The organism is Streptomyces deserti, from assembly GCF_054782695.1.
The window spans coordinates 200,304-214,905 of the sequence record NZ_BAAGRZ010000008.1 but is presented as its reverse complement, the minus strand read 5'-3'; the positions used below and the strand labels follow the sequence as shown (position 1 = coordinate 214,905).

Annotated in this window: 10 protein-coding genes and 1 pseudogene; 9 read left to right on the top strand and 2 right to left on the bottom strand. The window is 66.5% G+C overall.

Annotation, left to right across the window (positions count from 1 at the left end; all coding sequences use genetic code 11):
- Positions 1-320: 320 nt before the first annotated feature.
- Together ACYVMZ_RS17185 and ACYVMZ_RS17180 are read left to right on the top strand one after the other, a co-directional pair.
- A pseudogene (locus ACYVMZ_RS17185) lies at positions 321-995 on the top strand (PA14 domain-containing protein); the annotation flags it as partial.
- A 547-nt stretch (positions 996-1,542) separates the two neighbouring features.
- Entirely contained in the window at positions 1,543-2,622 is a 1,080-nt protein-coding gene (locus ACYVMZ_RS17180) for a fibronectin type III domain-containing protein (protein ID WP_461080420.1), read from the top strand.
- A 174-nt stretch (positions 2,623-2,796) separates the two neighbouring features.
- Here the strand turns inward: ACYVMZ_RS17180 and ACYVMZ_RS17175 are convergent, their stop codons facing one another.
- Entirely contained in the window at positions 2,797-5,811 is a 3,015-nt protein-coding gene (locus tag ACYVMZ_RS17175) for an FG-GAP repeat domain-containing protein (protein WP_461080418.1), read from the bottom strand.
- Positions 5,812-7,432: 1,621 nt separating this feature from the next.
- Here ACYVMZ_RS17175 and ACYVMZ_RS17170 point away from each other — a divergent pair.
- From ACYVMZ_RS17170 to ACYVMZ_RS17150, 5 genes are all read left to right on the top strand, one after another.
- Positions 7,433-7,654, top strand: a complete 222-nt coding sequence (locus ACYVMZ_RS17170; RefSeq protein ID WP_461080416.1) for a hypothetical protein — start codon at positions 7,433-7,435, stop codon at positions 7,652-7,654.
- 473 nt (positions 7,655-8,127) lie between these two features.
- Complete coding sequence (locus tag ACYVMZ_RS17165; protein ID WP_358967462.1) at positions 8,128-8,712, top strand: hypothetical protein; 585 nt, start codon at positions 8,128-8,130, stop codon at positions 8,710-8,712.
- 104 nt (positions 8,713-8,816) lie between these two features.
- On the top strand, positions 8,817-9,737 hold the full coding sequence (locus ACYVMZ_RS17160) for a PIN domain-containing protein (RefSeq protein WP_461080414.1): 921 nt from the start codon (positions 8,817-8,819) through the stop codon (positions 9,735-9,737).
- Positions 9,738-10,024: 287 nt separating this feature from the next.
- Positions 10,025-10,660 (top strand): hypothetical protein, encoded by a 636-nt coding sequence (locus ACYVMZ_RS17155; protein ID WP_461080412.1) that lies wholly within the window; start codon positions 10,025-10,027, stop codon positions 10,658-10,660.
- A gap of 36 nt (positions 10,661-10,696) precedes the next feature.
- Positions 10,697-11,485 (top strand): DUF6414 family protein, encoded by a 789-nt coding sequence (locus tag ACYVMZ_RS17150; protein WP_461080410.1) that lies wholly within the window; start codon positions 10,697-10,699, stop codon positions 11,483-11,485.
- A gap of 337 nt (positions 11,486-11,822) precedes the next feature.
- Here ACYVMZ_RS17150 and ACYVMZ_RS17145 read toward each other — a convergent pair whose 3' ends face one another.
- Complete coding sequence (locus tag ACYVMZ_RS17145; RefSeq protein WP_461080408.1) at positions 11,823-12,920, bottom strand: DUF1152 domain-containing protein; 1,098 nt, start codon at positions 12,918-12,920, stop codon at positions 11,823-11,825.
- A 144-nt stretch (positions 12,921-13,064) separates the two neighbouring features.
- Here ACYVMZ_RS17145 and ACYVMZ_RS17140 point away from each other — a divergent pair, with 144 nt between their 5' ends.
- A complete protein-coding gene (locus tag ACYVMZ_RS17140) occupies positions 13,065-13,805 on the top strand; it encodes a GntR family transcriptional regulator (RefSeq protein ID WP_461080406.1) in 741 nt (246 codons plus the stop codon).
- Positions 13,806-14,081: 276 nt separating this feature from the next.
- Entirely contained in the window at positions 14,082-14,522 is a 441-nt protein-coding gene (locus ACYVMZ_RS17135; RefSeq protein ID WP_461080404.1) for an ATP-binding protein, read from the top strand.
- Positions 14,523-14,602: the final 80 nt, after the last annotated feature.

Sequence of the window (14,602 nt, the reverse complement as noted above, 5' to 3'; positions counted from 1 at the left end):
CTTACGGGCACGCTATGGGCACGCAGCTCCAGGGAGGGTTGTCCGGCGTGCCCGGGACCCCTGGATGACTCGTCCGGACGGTGGCGCCAGGGTGCGCCCGATACGGCGTTGCGGCAGCACATGTCTGGCCTGGGAGCCTGCGGCACGAGGCGCTGCCGTAGAGGCATGGTTTGGTCGGTGTCCAAGAGGTCGGAACCGTGCCCGTTGGAAGGAGTCAAATTCCTTTCAATTCACGTCACTTGGTTTTCGGCCTGCTCGCCGGTCTGTCCTGAGCCGGCCTCGCCCAGACGTTGAGCCAAGCGGACCCGCCAGGCTGGACGATGACGCCCACCCATTCGCGTCGCCGGACTGCTCCCGGATGCCGGCCACAGGGTGCTGCCCAACGCGGCAGCACCCCCGGGAGTGGGCCGGGGTCCTACCGTCTGGCCGAGGGCACGGGTACGGCCGACGCGTGCCGAACGTCCGTGAAAAAGGGGAGTGGACGGGCAACCCTGCCCCCGCCTCATAGGTCACACAGGCGTCACTGTTTCTCATGTTTCCAAAGGTCCAGAAGGGCCCCACTCTCAGTGATGACTCGCATTCGGTTGACAGTGCTGGCAGCGACGGCTGCCCTAGCCGCGACCGGCGGCCTGATCACCGCCACCTCTGCCTCCGCGGCCGTCACCTGCACCTCTCCCGTCTGGAGGGCGCAGTACTACGGCAACTCCACCTTCAGTGGTACGCCGAAGCTGACCGCCTGCGACTCCGTCATCGCCGAGAACTACGGGTACGGCGACCCGCCCGGCGTCACGCTGCCCAAAGACAACTTCTCCGTCCGCTGGTCCCTCACCCGGGACTTCGGCTCTGGCGGCCCCTTCCGGCTCTCCGCCGCAACGCAGGACGGCATGCGCGTCTACGTCGACGGCGTGCGGAAGATCGACCTGTGGAAGAACGTCTCCACCACCGCCCGCAAGACCGTCGACCTGACCATCCCGGCCGGCAAGCACACGCTCCGCGTGGACTACGTCGCATGGACCGGCCTCGCCAACGCCGGGTTCACGTACGCCCCGCGCACCGAGGCCGCCGTCGACACCGTCAAGCCGCTCGCCCCGACCGGCCTCACCGCCGCATACAACCGGGACACCACGAAGACCACCCTGCGCTGGACCGCGAACAAGGAGATGGACCTCGCCGGTTACCGCGTGTACCGCCGGCTGGGCACCACCCAGTGGGCGAAGGTCAGCGGCTCGTCGCTGCTCACCTCCCCTACCTTCGTGGACGCGACGCCTGCCACGGGCCAGACCTTCCTGTACGAGGTCCGCGCCGTCGACAAGGCGGGCCGCGAGTCCGCCGGCAGCTCCGACGCCACCGCTGTGACCGTGGACCGCACGGGACCGGCGGCGCCGAACGGTCTCACGGTCACCAGCGACGCGTGGTGGGCCACCCTGGCCTGGCAGGGGGTCGCCGACGCCGCGACGTACGAGGTGTACGCCGCCTCCGCGGCACCGGCCCGTTCGAGCTGCTGGCACGACGACCTCGACGTCGTACCGCACCGACGCGCCCGTGAACACCGCCCGGTACTACCGGGTCCGCGCCCTCGACGCGCTCGGCAACCCGTCGGCGTACGCCACCGTCACCGGCGACGGCGTCGACCGGACACCGCCGAAGTCCCCGACCTCCCTCGGCTCCGTCGCCGAAGTCGGCTACACCGACGTGTACTGGAAGCAGCCCGACGGCTTCGACGAGGACTTCACCAACGGCGGGACCTACCGCGTCTACCGCTCGCCCGGCAAGACCCTCGACCCGGCCGCGCTCACCCGCGTGACCTGCGCCGAGGAGAGCAGCGGCCAGACCAGCACCGGCGGCGTCTGCCACGACCTGGACATGCCTGCGGGCACGTACGTGACGTACGCGGTCGCGGCGGTGGACCCGGCCGGCAACGAGTCGGCGCTGTCCGCCCCGCTCGTCGTCCGCACCGGCGACCGCGTCGCGCCCGGCCCGGTCACCGGCGTGCAGGCCACACCGCGCGCCGACGGCGTGCTGATGAGCTGGGCGGCCTCGGCCGAGGACGACGTCGAGCGCTACTGGGCCTGGACCGGCGCCCGGCAGGCCGACGGCACGGTCAAGTGGCTCGGCGCCAGCGACTGCCGGGAGGGCACGAGCGACCCGCTCGCGGTCCTCTGCGGCGACCTGCCGGACGGCGAGACCTACGTGTACGCGGTCATTGCCAGGGACCGCTGGGGCAACGCACTGCCCCCGAGCGACCCCAAGGTCACGGTCGTCGAAGCCACCGAGCTGGACGTCCGGCCGTCCGTGACGGTCACCCGGGACTGGGAGCTCGGCAGCATAGGCCACGGCACCGTGATCGGCGGACCCGACGAGGACGGGCCGTCCGTCAACTGGCGGTGCGACAAGACGCCTGACTGCGACACCGTCGCGGGCTACCGGATCAGCCGGTGGAACGCGTCCACGAAGGCGTACGGGCCGCTGCACGCCGGACTGCTGTCGGCGGAGACCCGTGCCTACACGGACACCACGGCCGCGCGGGGGACCACGCACTTCTACACGCTGGAGGCCGTGCGCGCCGACGGCAGCGTCGCGGGCACACACGTGTGGGGCTGCGTCTTCCAGGACCGCGTCTAGCCGGCACGAGGTTGGTGGAACGGCTTTGGGCTGAACCTGCTCGGTAAAGCACGACGTTGGGGCGCCGTGATCTTCGAGGCGCGCGCTCCCTGAGGGCATGCGGCTGATTGGTGTGCGCGCAGCACGGGCGCCGGGCAGGCTGGAGCGGGTCGCGCTCTCACCTGTCACGGGCGGTCAGTACAGGGCCTTGTAGCCCTGCCACCCAGTGGCGATCCCGGTGCGAGGACCGAAGGAGCCCTTGCCGTCGCCGTTGTTGCGCCACAGCTTGCCGGAGGTGTCGCGGGAGACGATGTCCGCCCGCCCGTCCCCGGTGATGTCGTCGGCGCCCACCACGACGTTGTAGGAGGCACCCCAGTTGTCGGCCACCTTGACCCGCGCCCTGAAGCCGCCGGTCGCCGTGCCCACATACCGCCACAGCTCGTTCGACGTGTCCTGCGCCAGCAGGTCTCCGTACCCGTCACCGTTGAGGTCGCCGACGCCGATGATCTTCTTGTAACCGGACCACTTGGAGTAGATCTTCACCCGTGCCGAGAGCGTTCCGCTGCTCGTGGCCTTGTACAGGTAGATGTCACCGGTGGACGCCTGGCGGGCGATCAGGTCCGCCCGGCCATCACCGGTGATGTCGCCCGGTGAGGTCAGCACGTTGTACTGGTTCCAGCCCGACGTTCCCAGTGTGGTGTACGACGTGGAGGTCGTCAGGGCCTTGCCGCACCCGGGGCGGTAAGCCCGCAGTGCACCGCTGCTGAACCGCACGAGCACGTCATTGCAGCGGTCGCCGTTCAGGTCGCCGAACGGCACCACCGTGATCGAGGCCGGCCATCCCGAAGCCGAGGTCTTCGTCGTGAACTTCCCGGCGCCGTCGGCCCGATGGAAGGAGAGTGCGCCTTGGGAGGTGAGCGTGAGCAGGTCACCGATGCCGTCGGAACCGACATGGTCGCGTCTCACCGCGGCACCGCCGGTCAGCTTCAGTGTGCCGGACGCCGTCGCCGACGCACCGTGCTGGTCGGCCGGGGCCGCCGTCAGAGTCCAGCTGTACGTGCCGTTCGGCACATACGCGCCCGTCGACGTCCTGCCGTTCCAGGACGTACGGACCGCGTCGTACGCGGCGCCACCGGACAGGGTGCGCACGGTGGCCCCGGTCGCCTTGTTCCTGAGTGCCAGCGTCCACGAGGCGGCCGGCTTCGACAGCCACCACGTGCCGTCCCACGAGGACGACGAGTCCACCAGACTGACCGAAGGTTCCGTTCTCGCTCCCAGGACCGCGATGTCCGTGGTGGGGACGCCACTCCGGAGGACGTGGATGTCCTGGGAGGCCGGGTCCACGTAGCCGACCAGGCCGGTGTACGGATCGACGTCCCACTTTCCGGCCTTGACCGCCAGGGTCCGGCTCACCGCGGAGCCGCTCGTGACGTCCGTGAGGGTCAGCGCTCCAGATGTGGGGTCACGCCTGATCAGGAAGCCGTCGCTCAGGCGCGTCTCCCGGCCGGCGGGCACGGCGATGAGCGTCTTCTTGCGGGTGTCGTACACGAAGGCCTTGTCCACGCTGCCTTGGGTAAGAGCGCACGAGCCGGACCAGTACACCCAGCGTCCCACCGCCTGGAAGTCGCCCACCTGGCAGCCGCTGCCGACCACCCGGAATGACGTGATCGTGTTGCCCGAACGCACCTCGCTGGCCGTGACGGTGCCGTCCTGGGCCGCCGCCCACAGCGTCTCCCCCCACAGGGCGGAGGGGCTCACGTCGGCCGCGCCCGTACGGGTGAGCACGACCTTCTGTGCGTCCAGATCCGCCACGGCCAGGCCTTCTCCCGCGGGCGTGGGCCCATGCCAGGCCGCGTACCGGCCCGCGACGTCCACGAGGCCATGGTTGTCCTGGAGACCGGAGGTCACCACGGTGCCGGGAAGGGGCTGTCCCCGGTCCAGGACGGACACCTCCCCGGCCGTGTTCGCCATGACCGCCCGGCCGTCACCCGTTCCCATCAGACGGGGACAGCTCCCGTGGTCCCCGGCCATGACCCCGCACCTCCCGGTCGTTCCCCGGTCCGTGCGCGTGCCCACCGTCAGAGCCTCCGCCGTGGTCAGCGAGCGGCTGTACAGGTGCGTCGCCCCGTCGCCGGACTCGTAGGTCATCAGCTCACCGCCGCTCAGATCGAGCGACTCGATCCCGAAGGGCACGGGCGGAAGGTCCACGACCCGGCGGACCCGGGGCAGCCCGTCGGCCCCCGCTTGGATCTTGGCGATGCCATAGTCCAGAGAGGACTCTCCGCCGGCGAGGACCAGGCCGCCGTCGGGGGTCGTGACGGCAGCGGGATCGGACCGCTTGAACAGGGGCAGCTCCGCGGAGCCGTCGAAGGGCAGTGCTGACACACTCCAGACGGAGGAGTCGCTGCGCCGCGCGACCACGAGCGCGTCACCGACGACGCCGAGGATCTTGTTCTCCGAGGTGCGGGGGAACGCGACCTCGTGCGTGGGCGCTTCGTAGGCACCCTGGGCGTACACCCGCACCCGGGACGTGCCGTACCAGCTGACCAGGTAGTCGGATCCCACCACGGTGTCCGTGCTCGCCACCAGCGGCGGCAAGATCGTGGCGGCACCGGTCTCCGCGTCCACCCAGGCGTACTGGAAGACCCGGTCCGGGCCGTAGTAGTTGACGAGGATGCCGGAGGCCGAACCCCTGGGAAAGAAGGGGAAGACCACCCCGTCCGGGAGCCCGGTGACAGGCTTCTGCACCGTGCTGCCGTTCTCGTCGCGCAGCAGGAACAGCCCAGTTCGTTCCCCACCTGTCGACATGCTGGTCAGGACAGTACGTCCGTACGTCTGCAGATAGCTCTGGCCCGCCGGGATGGCCACGGTCTCCGTCGTACCGGTTCCCATGTCCCGGAGCAGGACTTGCCCACCACTGCTCTGGGACGGGCGAAGGGCGACGACGTCCGAACCGGTGCCGTACGCACCCGCGGTGCGCGGCCCGAGTCCCTCGCCGCCTTCCACCGGCTTTCGGCTGCCGTCGTAGCTGGTCCACCAGAGGCCGGACCCCTCGGCGGTGGAGCGGTACTCAAGGAAGCCGGAAGCCCCCGCGCTCTGCAGATACGCCGTACGCGGAGTCGTGCGCATGGTGGCCGGAACGATGATCTCCGGTGCGGTCTCCGCGTGCGCGGGCACCACCAGCGGGACGGCGGACACAGAGAGCGCCAACCCGATGAGCGTGACAAGGGAGCCACGCATGAAGGTAGGACGAGCCACTTGCTTCCCCTCCCCGACGGAGGGCCCCATCCCCCCGAACAAGCGGGCGGATCTTAACATCGGTTCAAGACGAATGACCTTGCCGAGCCGGTTGGCCGGCCCGTGTACGGACGGCGCGGCGCCCACGGGTACAAGCCGCGGAAGATCCCCGCACGCAGAGTCGGCGATCGCGGCGTGTCCGCACGTCGCACTCGCTGGGGACCTGACCGCTACGAGTCCGTGAGCGGTAGGTGGGCCGAGGCTGCGACAGAGAACCCGAGTCGCAAGCTGCGGCGTTGCATGTACGGCTGCCGTCCGCAACCGGTGCCCTCCGCGTGCCCGATCTTCGTGCGCCTGACGGGCCGGAACTTGCTGGACAACCTTCGGGAAAACGCAAATCCCAGGCCATGGACCTGGGGTTTCACTCTGGAGCGGGTGACGAGAATCGAACTCGCGCTCTCAGCTTGGGAAGCTTGGGTCTTCTACAGGCGATTGCTGGGCTGACCAGCGGCGGAACTGCTAGCGAGGTCGGACCGGTCGGCAGCGTTGTCCCCGCCATTCCCCGTGGTGCCCCGCACGACCTGGCACGAGTCTGGCACGGCGATTCGTCTTCGGTCGTGGCCTTACAGAACCAAGGCCAGCGCAGTTGCGGCACATAGCAGGCAGACGCCAGCCAGGATGAGGTTGATCCCGAGACGGAGCCGGTGGAACTTGATTGCGACTGCGCGGGAGAGGAATGCGACCCGCTCAGCGCGCCGGGCCGATGCACTGGAGGAGATCCACCGATTCACCTTGGCCCGCAGCCGAGCACGCGCCGTTGTCGTGCACAGCAGACGGCTGCCGGACGAGTGGGACCCCGGTCGGCCTGAGGAGCCGGTACGTCTGCTTAAAACGAAAGTGGCTCTCTACGCCCCTCGCGCGGTCCCTGAAGCTCATAAGGAGTGGGACAAGATCATAATCGGCTTCGTTGTCGCCCTGGCCAGCCGTCAGCATGAAGTCGACAGGCTGGCCCACTCATCAGAGCCGGAAGGTGCAGGAACTCATCGAAGCAGCCTGGGCTCTGGCCGAACACAGAGCCCGGGAATGGGAGCAAGCCGAAGAGCGTCTGTTCCGAGCTCTACGCGGTGCATCAACCCTAAGTCCTGAACGGCAGTGGCGGTTTCGCGCTGCCGGCTCTCCCCGCCCTCGTCGGCATGAGCCGGCCCGCTGGCCCGACGTTCCGTCAGCCTGGCCCAACTGCACGAGGGCGAGGATCACTTGTTCCCGGGTACCGCGCACGGCCTTGCGCTACTCTGGATGTGGCGAGTTGATAGTCGACTCGTCATTGCCCGCATCCTTGCTGCGAACTGGGGTGTGGGACTCATCGGCAGCGCTGGCCTGGTGGACGGGTAGTCACACATCCACCGCGACGCAGGTCAGTAGCACTGATGGCGCGGGGCTAGTAGACGTACCGAAGTGAGTACGGGCCGAAGAGTAGGCCCGACCGAGAACATTCGCGTGAGCGTCAGCGTGGGTGTCTCGACCCGAACCGAAGGGTTCGGATCGAGGCTGCCTGCGCACCCGATCCGGCCCATGACAGGGAAGGTAAGGATCGGTGGACGGCACCGCCATCATCATCATTCTCGCCATCGCTGGCGTGGCCTCTGTGCTGCTTTTCGCGATCAAGGGCATCCTTGATCAGCTCCCCGACGTCTTCGACTCGTTCCGCCGTGCGCGCGACGCGTGGAAGCACCTCAGGGAGGAGCCGGACGAGGCGGCCAAGCCCGACGACACCGGGGAGACCCCGCCTCCGGCGACGGTCCCGGCGGACGGTTGAGGTTGTGGCAGCCGACCACCTGAACCGTCACATTCTGCACCGTTTTGCGCGGGTCTTTGGTGTGGAGTGGGCAGTCAACGGTGCTGGCGTCGGCGGCACAGCAAAAGCTTTCCAAGGAGGGAAGCGACGGGGCGCCAGGCAGGACTCGAACCTGCGGCCAAGCGATTAGAAGATGCGCGCAAGCCTTGGTGATTCGACCCGATCGGCCTACACCGGCACCGTGGTGGGCTGCTGGGGGTCGCTGCCGTTCGCCGTCGTTGCCGTCAGGATTGCCGTCACCGCTAGCGATCGGGCCGGGCGAATGTCTGCTGTGGTTGGCAGGCGAGCGGTACGTGCGGTGAACCCTGTTCAGGCGGTGTGCGCTCCCTTCGTGCGCTGGTTGCGACCTTGTGTGACTCGCCTGGGCCCAGCACGGTTGAGGTGGATGCTGCTCGGTGCTGTGCCGCAGGACCATCAGGGAGGGGCGGTACGTCGTGGGTTCAGCCAGTCAATGGGCACGTGAGACCTTCGGGGACATAGCCGGTGAGCTGGCCGACATCATCCCGGCTTGCCTCCTACGGGCTCATGACCGCGCCCGGACCGGGCACGAGGGCGTTCACACTCAGACGCTCGAGGCCTACGGACATGGCCTCTACGCGGTGCAATACGAAGAACTGGCCGCCGGCATCTCCGGGCTTGGGGAAGCTGTGCGTCTACAAGGGCGAACGCTGATGCTCGTCCGCGGCCACTTGATCTACCCCCTCCGCTACGCCAAGAAAGACGTGCCTGTCACGGCCGCTCGTCTCCGTCGGGCCACAGGCTTCCGAGCTGACCTGATCCGCCGCCACGGCCCACCTCCCAGGCAGCAGGCATTCGACCTGGACTGGGGAGAACTTGACGACTCCGAAGTGCATCCAGATCTGGAGCTGCTTCCCGACGACGTGCAGCTCGTCCTCGTCGCCTACGCCTGCTCCATGGAGAAGGGTGTCATGCGCATTGAGTGGGGGTCAGCGGAGCTGCGCCGCGAGGACCGGTACCTGATCTGGCACCGTCACGAGCCGTTGCCAACCAGAGACTGACCTGGCCCTTGGCTCGGGCCGCGGTACTGCTTTGGCGCCGTTCAGCATCAGGAGTACGAAACTTTCACGTGCGGGCAGTATCCGTAAGCTGCCACAGTACGGGGATGCTTGTGAGTCCACTGCCCGGCGTTGACCGGAAGCACCTGTACAAGACGCTCAGCGAGGTGTGCCAGAAGGTCTCGAACCTCCACACCAGCGGTCCGCACGAGTACTACGAACGGCTCTTGGCCTACCTAGATTGGGCGGCGTATGCCGTTGATCGACTGGAGGCTCTCATCAGCAGCGCTGACCTTGACCGGCTTGTTCTTACCAAGCGGCACGACCAGTTGCTCGCCGGACTGGACAGTTTTACCGTCGGGACGACTCAGCGCCTCGTGAACCAACTGGTGAGTGCCGAACTCCGGCAGCGGACGACGGCATTCACGGCTGCTACTCAGACGCTCGGGCAGGAGTTGCAGCAGTGGCAGCTCCGCGGGCTTCCTGTGGTGGCTGACAGCAGCTTCTACATCCATCATCCAGACAAGCTGGAAGACACGGACTTTTCTGGTCTGCTAGGTACGCAAGGGGCGTTCGTACACCTCATGGTGCCGATGGTCGTGGTCGATGAACTCGACCAACTCAAGGAGAGCAAGGCCCCGCAGGCGCGATGGCGGGCACGGTACACACTTGCTGTTCTGGATCGACTCTTCCAGAAGAGCACGGAGCAGGCCCTGCTCCGTGAGGCTGACGCCGAGGAACTGCGAACCACCGGGCTGCGACGTGGCGAAGTGACTGTGCAGCTCTTGTTCGATCCGCCGGGTCATGTGCGGCTGCCAATCAACGATGACGAGATTGTGGACAGGGCGCTGGCGGTCAAGCCCTTGTCGGGGCGCGAAGTGACGGTGCTTACGTACGACACCGGCCAGGCAACCCGAGCACGCGTTGCGGGTCTGCGTGACCTCAAGCTGAGCATGCCGGTCGGCGACGAACCGGAGCAGCAGGAGGTCAGCAGAAGGAAATCCCCTGTCCAAGGAACGAGAGATTGAGTGGCAGCCGGCCGCGTGGGCGGGCAGCCGTTCCGGGCGTCCCGACTCACGACGCTAGTTCTCCGGGTGCAGGCAAAATCATTCCAGTGTGGCAGATCAACTGCGGGTGCCCAGGCCGGAGCGGGGGTGGGGGCGGTCACCCGTGGGTGCCGTCTGTCAACGTTGGTCGGCCTCGCACGGCCTAAGGACGGCCCAGGGTGCTTCGCTGCGGCGATGCTGCCTCCGATAGTTCGCCCAGAAATTTTGAAACTGCCGCATATGCCCGGACTGGCTGCCATAATCCGATCGTGCTAGCAGCAACGAACACGAACAGCGCAGGAGCCCTTCCGGCTGCCGCCGTGGTAGCAGCCTGTGCCCTCCTGTTTACCATCGCTTCCTTCTGGTGGCTTAACGCTCGCCAAGGGGCCCTTAAGTCCTACACTCCTCACTCCTTCGCCGCTGCTACGACAAGCAGTAAGACGTTTATCCGGATCCCTCTGATTCTCTTCAACACCGGCCCGAAGCCAATTATCGTGCAGAATTTGCGGTTGACCCTTCCAGGCACAACGAAAGGCACAGTCACTCTTCCCTGGAGCACCACTCGCGATCGGATCCGACCCGAGAAGGATGACGACCCCCGGCTTCCCAGCGTCTTCGTTGTGGCAGGCCGGTCCGCCGTACAGGTGTTTGCGGAATTTAGCACGCCATTTCCGAACTTCATTCCGGAGCTCCGAGAATATCAGGCCGCAGTCCAGTGCAAACTCGGCCACAAGAAGCACTGGGGCGATCTCCTCGTTTTCCCTATCCAGCTAGGGAACATGGCCACTCCTACGGCTTACATTGCCTACAGTAATGAGCCCGCAGAAATCACCGAGGGCGACCGCGCTAAAGCCGCCGCCACCCTCGAAGGATTGAGATCCGCAGATAATTCAAACCCAGCTTGATCCAGGCCCACCATCGATATTTGGATTGGATTACAAATGCCCATTCCGTCCCTCCCTCGCTTCCTCTACTTGGACGAGAAAGGACTAGGCGAGTATCTCTCCGTAGTAGAGCAAGGACTCTCCGATGAAGCAAAGGCGCGGCGCTTGTCAAGTGGAGGGCAAGTCACGTCCGCCGGGCTCGGACAACCAGCAGACGGTGAGTCCACCTCCGAGGAAGAGCGAGTAGTCCGCGAAACGGCTAGCCAGCGCTTCATCCGCCTGGTCACTGCACTCGACGTAGCGTCTGCTCAGTGGCGATACCGTGACATCGAGGACCTGGGGGATGAATTCGAAAGCGTCAATGTAGCAGACATCGTGCAGGTACAGTGCGAAGTGGAGATTCCCCCCTTCATTCGCATGCTTAGTCAGCCAGATCAGTTGGATGACATGGTGAACATGATTGAGGCATTTCGAGCAATGGCTCCCATGCTGGGGCAGGATCTCGAAGGGCTTCCTGGAAAGAAGGAGACGAAGGCTTTCAGCGATTTCGGCAAAGCGATGAAGTCAGACGTGGTCATCGTTGGCGACCAGGAAGACGGCGGCCCTCAAATCACAGGCAAGCTGAACAAGGATTACGTTCGAGACGCGATTGAAGGCGAGGTTTTCATCCTGGGGAAGGTTGCCAAGCGGTTGAAGCACGGCGAAACCCACTCCCTCCTAGCGATTCCTGGTGCATCCTTGATGAGCCGAAAGCAGCGCAGGGAAGCTGCTCGACAAGAACAGTCGGACGACACCACATTGGTCGGCCCGGCTCTGACACTGAATATTCTCGCGATCTACCGCTGACACGTGCGCCACAGGGCGGCGGAGCGGCTTTGGGCTGGAGCTGCTTTGGGGCGAGTGATCATGGCCCCGTAAGCTTCCGGCGCGTCGGGCAGTCTGTGGACCTGCCCGTTAAAGCACGACGTTGGGGCCATGATCTTCGAGGCTCGCCCCAAAGTGGCTGCCTAAAGCCGTGGAGCCGACCGCCCCAGCCATAGAGGGTTTCTCCCACCTTCATGCCTGCAGCCGCCGAGCGCGCCGCCGGGCGCGGCCAGCCGGGGCGGAGACAGGAGGCAGGCCGCGCCGCAGAGGCGGCGCGCGCCCGCGCCGTGCGCGGGCCTTGAACCCGTGAAGAAAGTTGTTACTCAGAAGTGGCTGTGATGCGCCACAAGGGAGCGTCGTACTGCTTCGGACGGCTGTTGATGAGCAGCTGGCGCAGGTCCTCGCGCAAGGAGCCGTTGAGGTTCAGGGCCTCGGTGATGCGGCGAAACGTCGTGTGGGTGACTCCGCGGTTCCGGGCCTCGGCTTCGAACTGGTCGAGGTGAGACAGTACGGCCTCACGGTCGAGCGGTGCCGACGGCTGGTCCTTGAGCCATGCGGCCTTGTTGCGCTCGTAGTCGATCTCCGAGTAGCCGCAGATTTCGCGGCTGTGTGCCTCAACCTCGTCCAGGTTGACGGTCGTCAGGATGGCGCGGGCCAACTGGTTGCGGGTCAGTGCCTCGTCCAGGTCGACCTCATGGACCGTCGGTCCCTCGCCACTGAGCGGCACAGGAAGGCCAGCGTCTCGCATCTCGCAGGTGCCGCGTACGCCTCGGGCTGTCGCCGCGAGCATCCCGGTTGCCTCGGAGGGGTGCCACTCCAGGACCGAGCTGATGGGCTCGACGTTCTTCGTGGTGAGGGTGTGGATGAGCGGGCCGAGCATGCCGCGCAGTTCGTCGAGGGGGAGTTCCCCGTCGAGGCCGGGGCCCGCCACCAGGAGGCGAACAGGAGCGTTCACCAGGCAGCACGCGGCGAGGGTGACGGCATCGGCAAGCGGGCTCTTCAACGTTGACTCATCGCCGCGGGCGAGGATGTCGCCGCCCACGTCCAGGAGGTCGATCGACTCTGGTGACAAGTGGTCCACCAGCTCTTCGAGTTGGCGGGTGACGCCTTCGACCCCGTGGCGCGGATCGATCAGCGCGAACGTGTGCCGGAGCTCTGCTGCGAGTCGGGGGAGAGTCGAGCCCGCCGGCGCGATCGGGCGAGCTTCGGCCGGCACTGCCCAGACCGCTGGGGTGAGGGGCTGGAGACCGGTGAAGTTGTTCGGTCCTCGGGGACCGGGAACCGGGTCGATCAGGAGGCGGTCCCACGCGTACGTGAGGATCACCGCCTGGTCCTCGTCGCCGTAAAGGGCGGCGTGAATCATTGCGGCGGCGACTGCGTCGCCCCCTCCTCCTGCTGCGACGATCAACCGCGTCATGCGGTTCAGCCTACGGGGTGGGGGGTTGACCACTCACCCTATAGTGGCTAGAGGCCATAGCCACTTGTATCGAGAAGCAGGCCTCAGCTCGGTAGCGGGGTGCCCGACTACTCGCCTGGGGCTCGCCTTGGGTGAGGAGGACTGATGCCGCAGATCGAGGAGGCTCAGCCAAAGTATCTCCAGATCGCGCACTACATCCGTGATCAGATTCTTCGGGGGGACCTGCGACCGGGAGACGAGGTGCCGTCGGAGCGGCAGTTGGCGGCGGACTGGAAGGTGTCCCGGCCCACGGCCGCACGGTCGTTGGAGGCGCTGAGCCATCAAGGGCTCGTTGAGAAGCGTCAGGGATCGGGCACGTACGTCCGGAGCCTCGAAGTCAACCGGCGGGCCCGTGAGCTGTACGGTCGCGCTCGGCAGACGGGGAAAATCTACACGCCTGGCGAGTACGCCGTGATCACCTCTGCCGGTTGGCTGGAAGCGCCGGATCACGTGGCTGAGGCGCTGGGCCTGGTCAGGGACCGTCGGGCGGTGCACCGGCGGCGGGTGACCAACAACCAGGACGGGCCGATCACACTGTCCACCTCGTGGTTCGCTCCGGATGTCGGTCAGCGTGCGCCGAAGCTTCTGGAGCCGGAGCGGATCCAAGAGGGGACGCTGCTGTACGTCGAGAACATGACCGGACGGCAGGGGAGTTACGCGGAAGACCGCATGTGCGCGCGTGAGGCGACGGAGGAAGAGGCCGAGGACCTGCAACTTGCGGCCGGCTCCGCCGTGCTGATCGTGCACCACGTCGTCTTCGACCTCCAGGACCGGCCGTTGGAGTTCGCTGAGGCCACCTACCCGCCGCATCGCTGGGCGTTTGAGCAGGGCTACCCGCTCACCTGAGGGGGCCAGTTGTGGCGAATCGCTTGCGCCTCCCAGGTGGCTAATGCCACTATCCAGAAAGTGGCTAAGGCCACTTCACTGGGAGGAGGCGCGGTGTGACGAGTCAGCGGCCGGATCAGGGCACGCACTTACCTTGCCGGGGTTGCCGGGGGCGCGGTTGGAAGCGCGTCGGCTCGCGGACCACCTTGGCGCTTGCCACCGCCGCCGATCGCACCCGCGCCACATCAAAGCGGCGCTGCCTCGACTGCGACGGTAGCGGCAGGAAGTGAGCACCCGATGGCCTACATGATCGACCGTTACCCGTCTGAGGAGTCACCTCGTCTCGGTGCGATGACCTTGCACCCTGTCGCTGAGTCCGTACCGCGGGCTCGGCGCTGGTTCCGCAAGTTCATCGCCCCGTACAACCCGGCCTGCTCCGTCGACGACTGTGCGCTGATGATCTCGGAGCTGGTGACCAACGCCATCTCGTACGGCCGGTCGGACGATCCTTGGCTGGTCCGGGTCGAATGGTTCCGCGAGGGGACTTCGCTTCGGGTCGACGTGCACAACCCCGGCTTTCCGGCGAACGTGCAGCTGAGGCACCCCGACGCTGATGACTCCCACGGACGTGGGCTGCTCCTGGTCGATTCGCTGGCCGAGTCGTGGCACGCGGCGCCGAGTCGTTTCGGCGGAACCGTCGTCTCCTTCGTGGTGGCCGATGCCTGGCCCGGAAGGTAAGAGTTCGCTCCGCTTCTCCTTTGGCAACCGAAGATTCGCTAGTCTGGTTGACCAGTTGACTTGGCCAATCTCGACGGGCG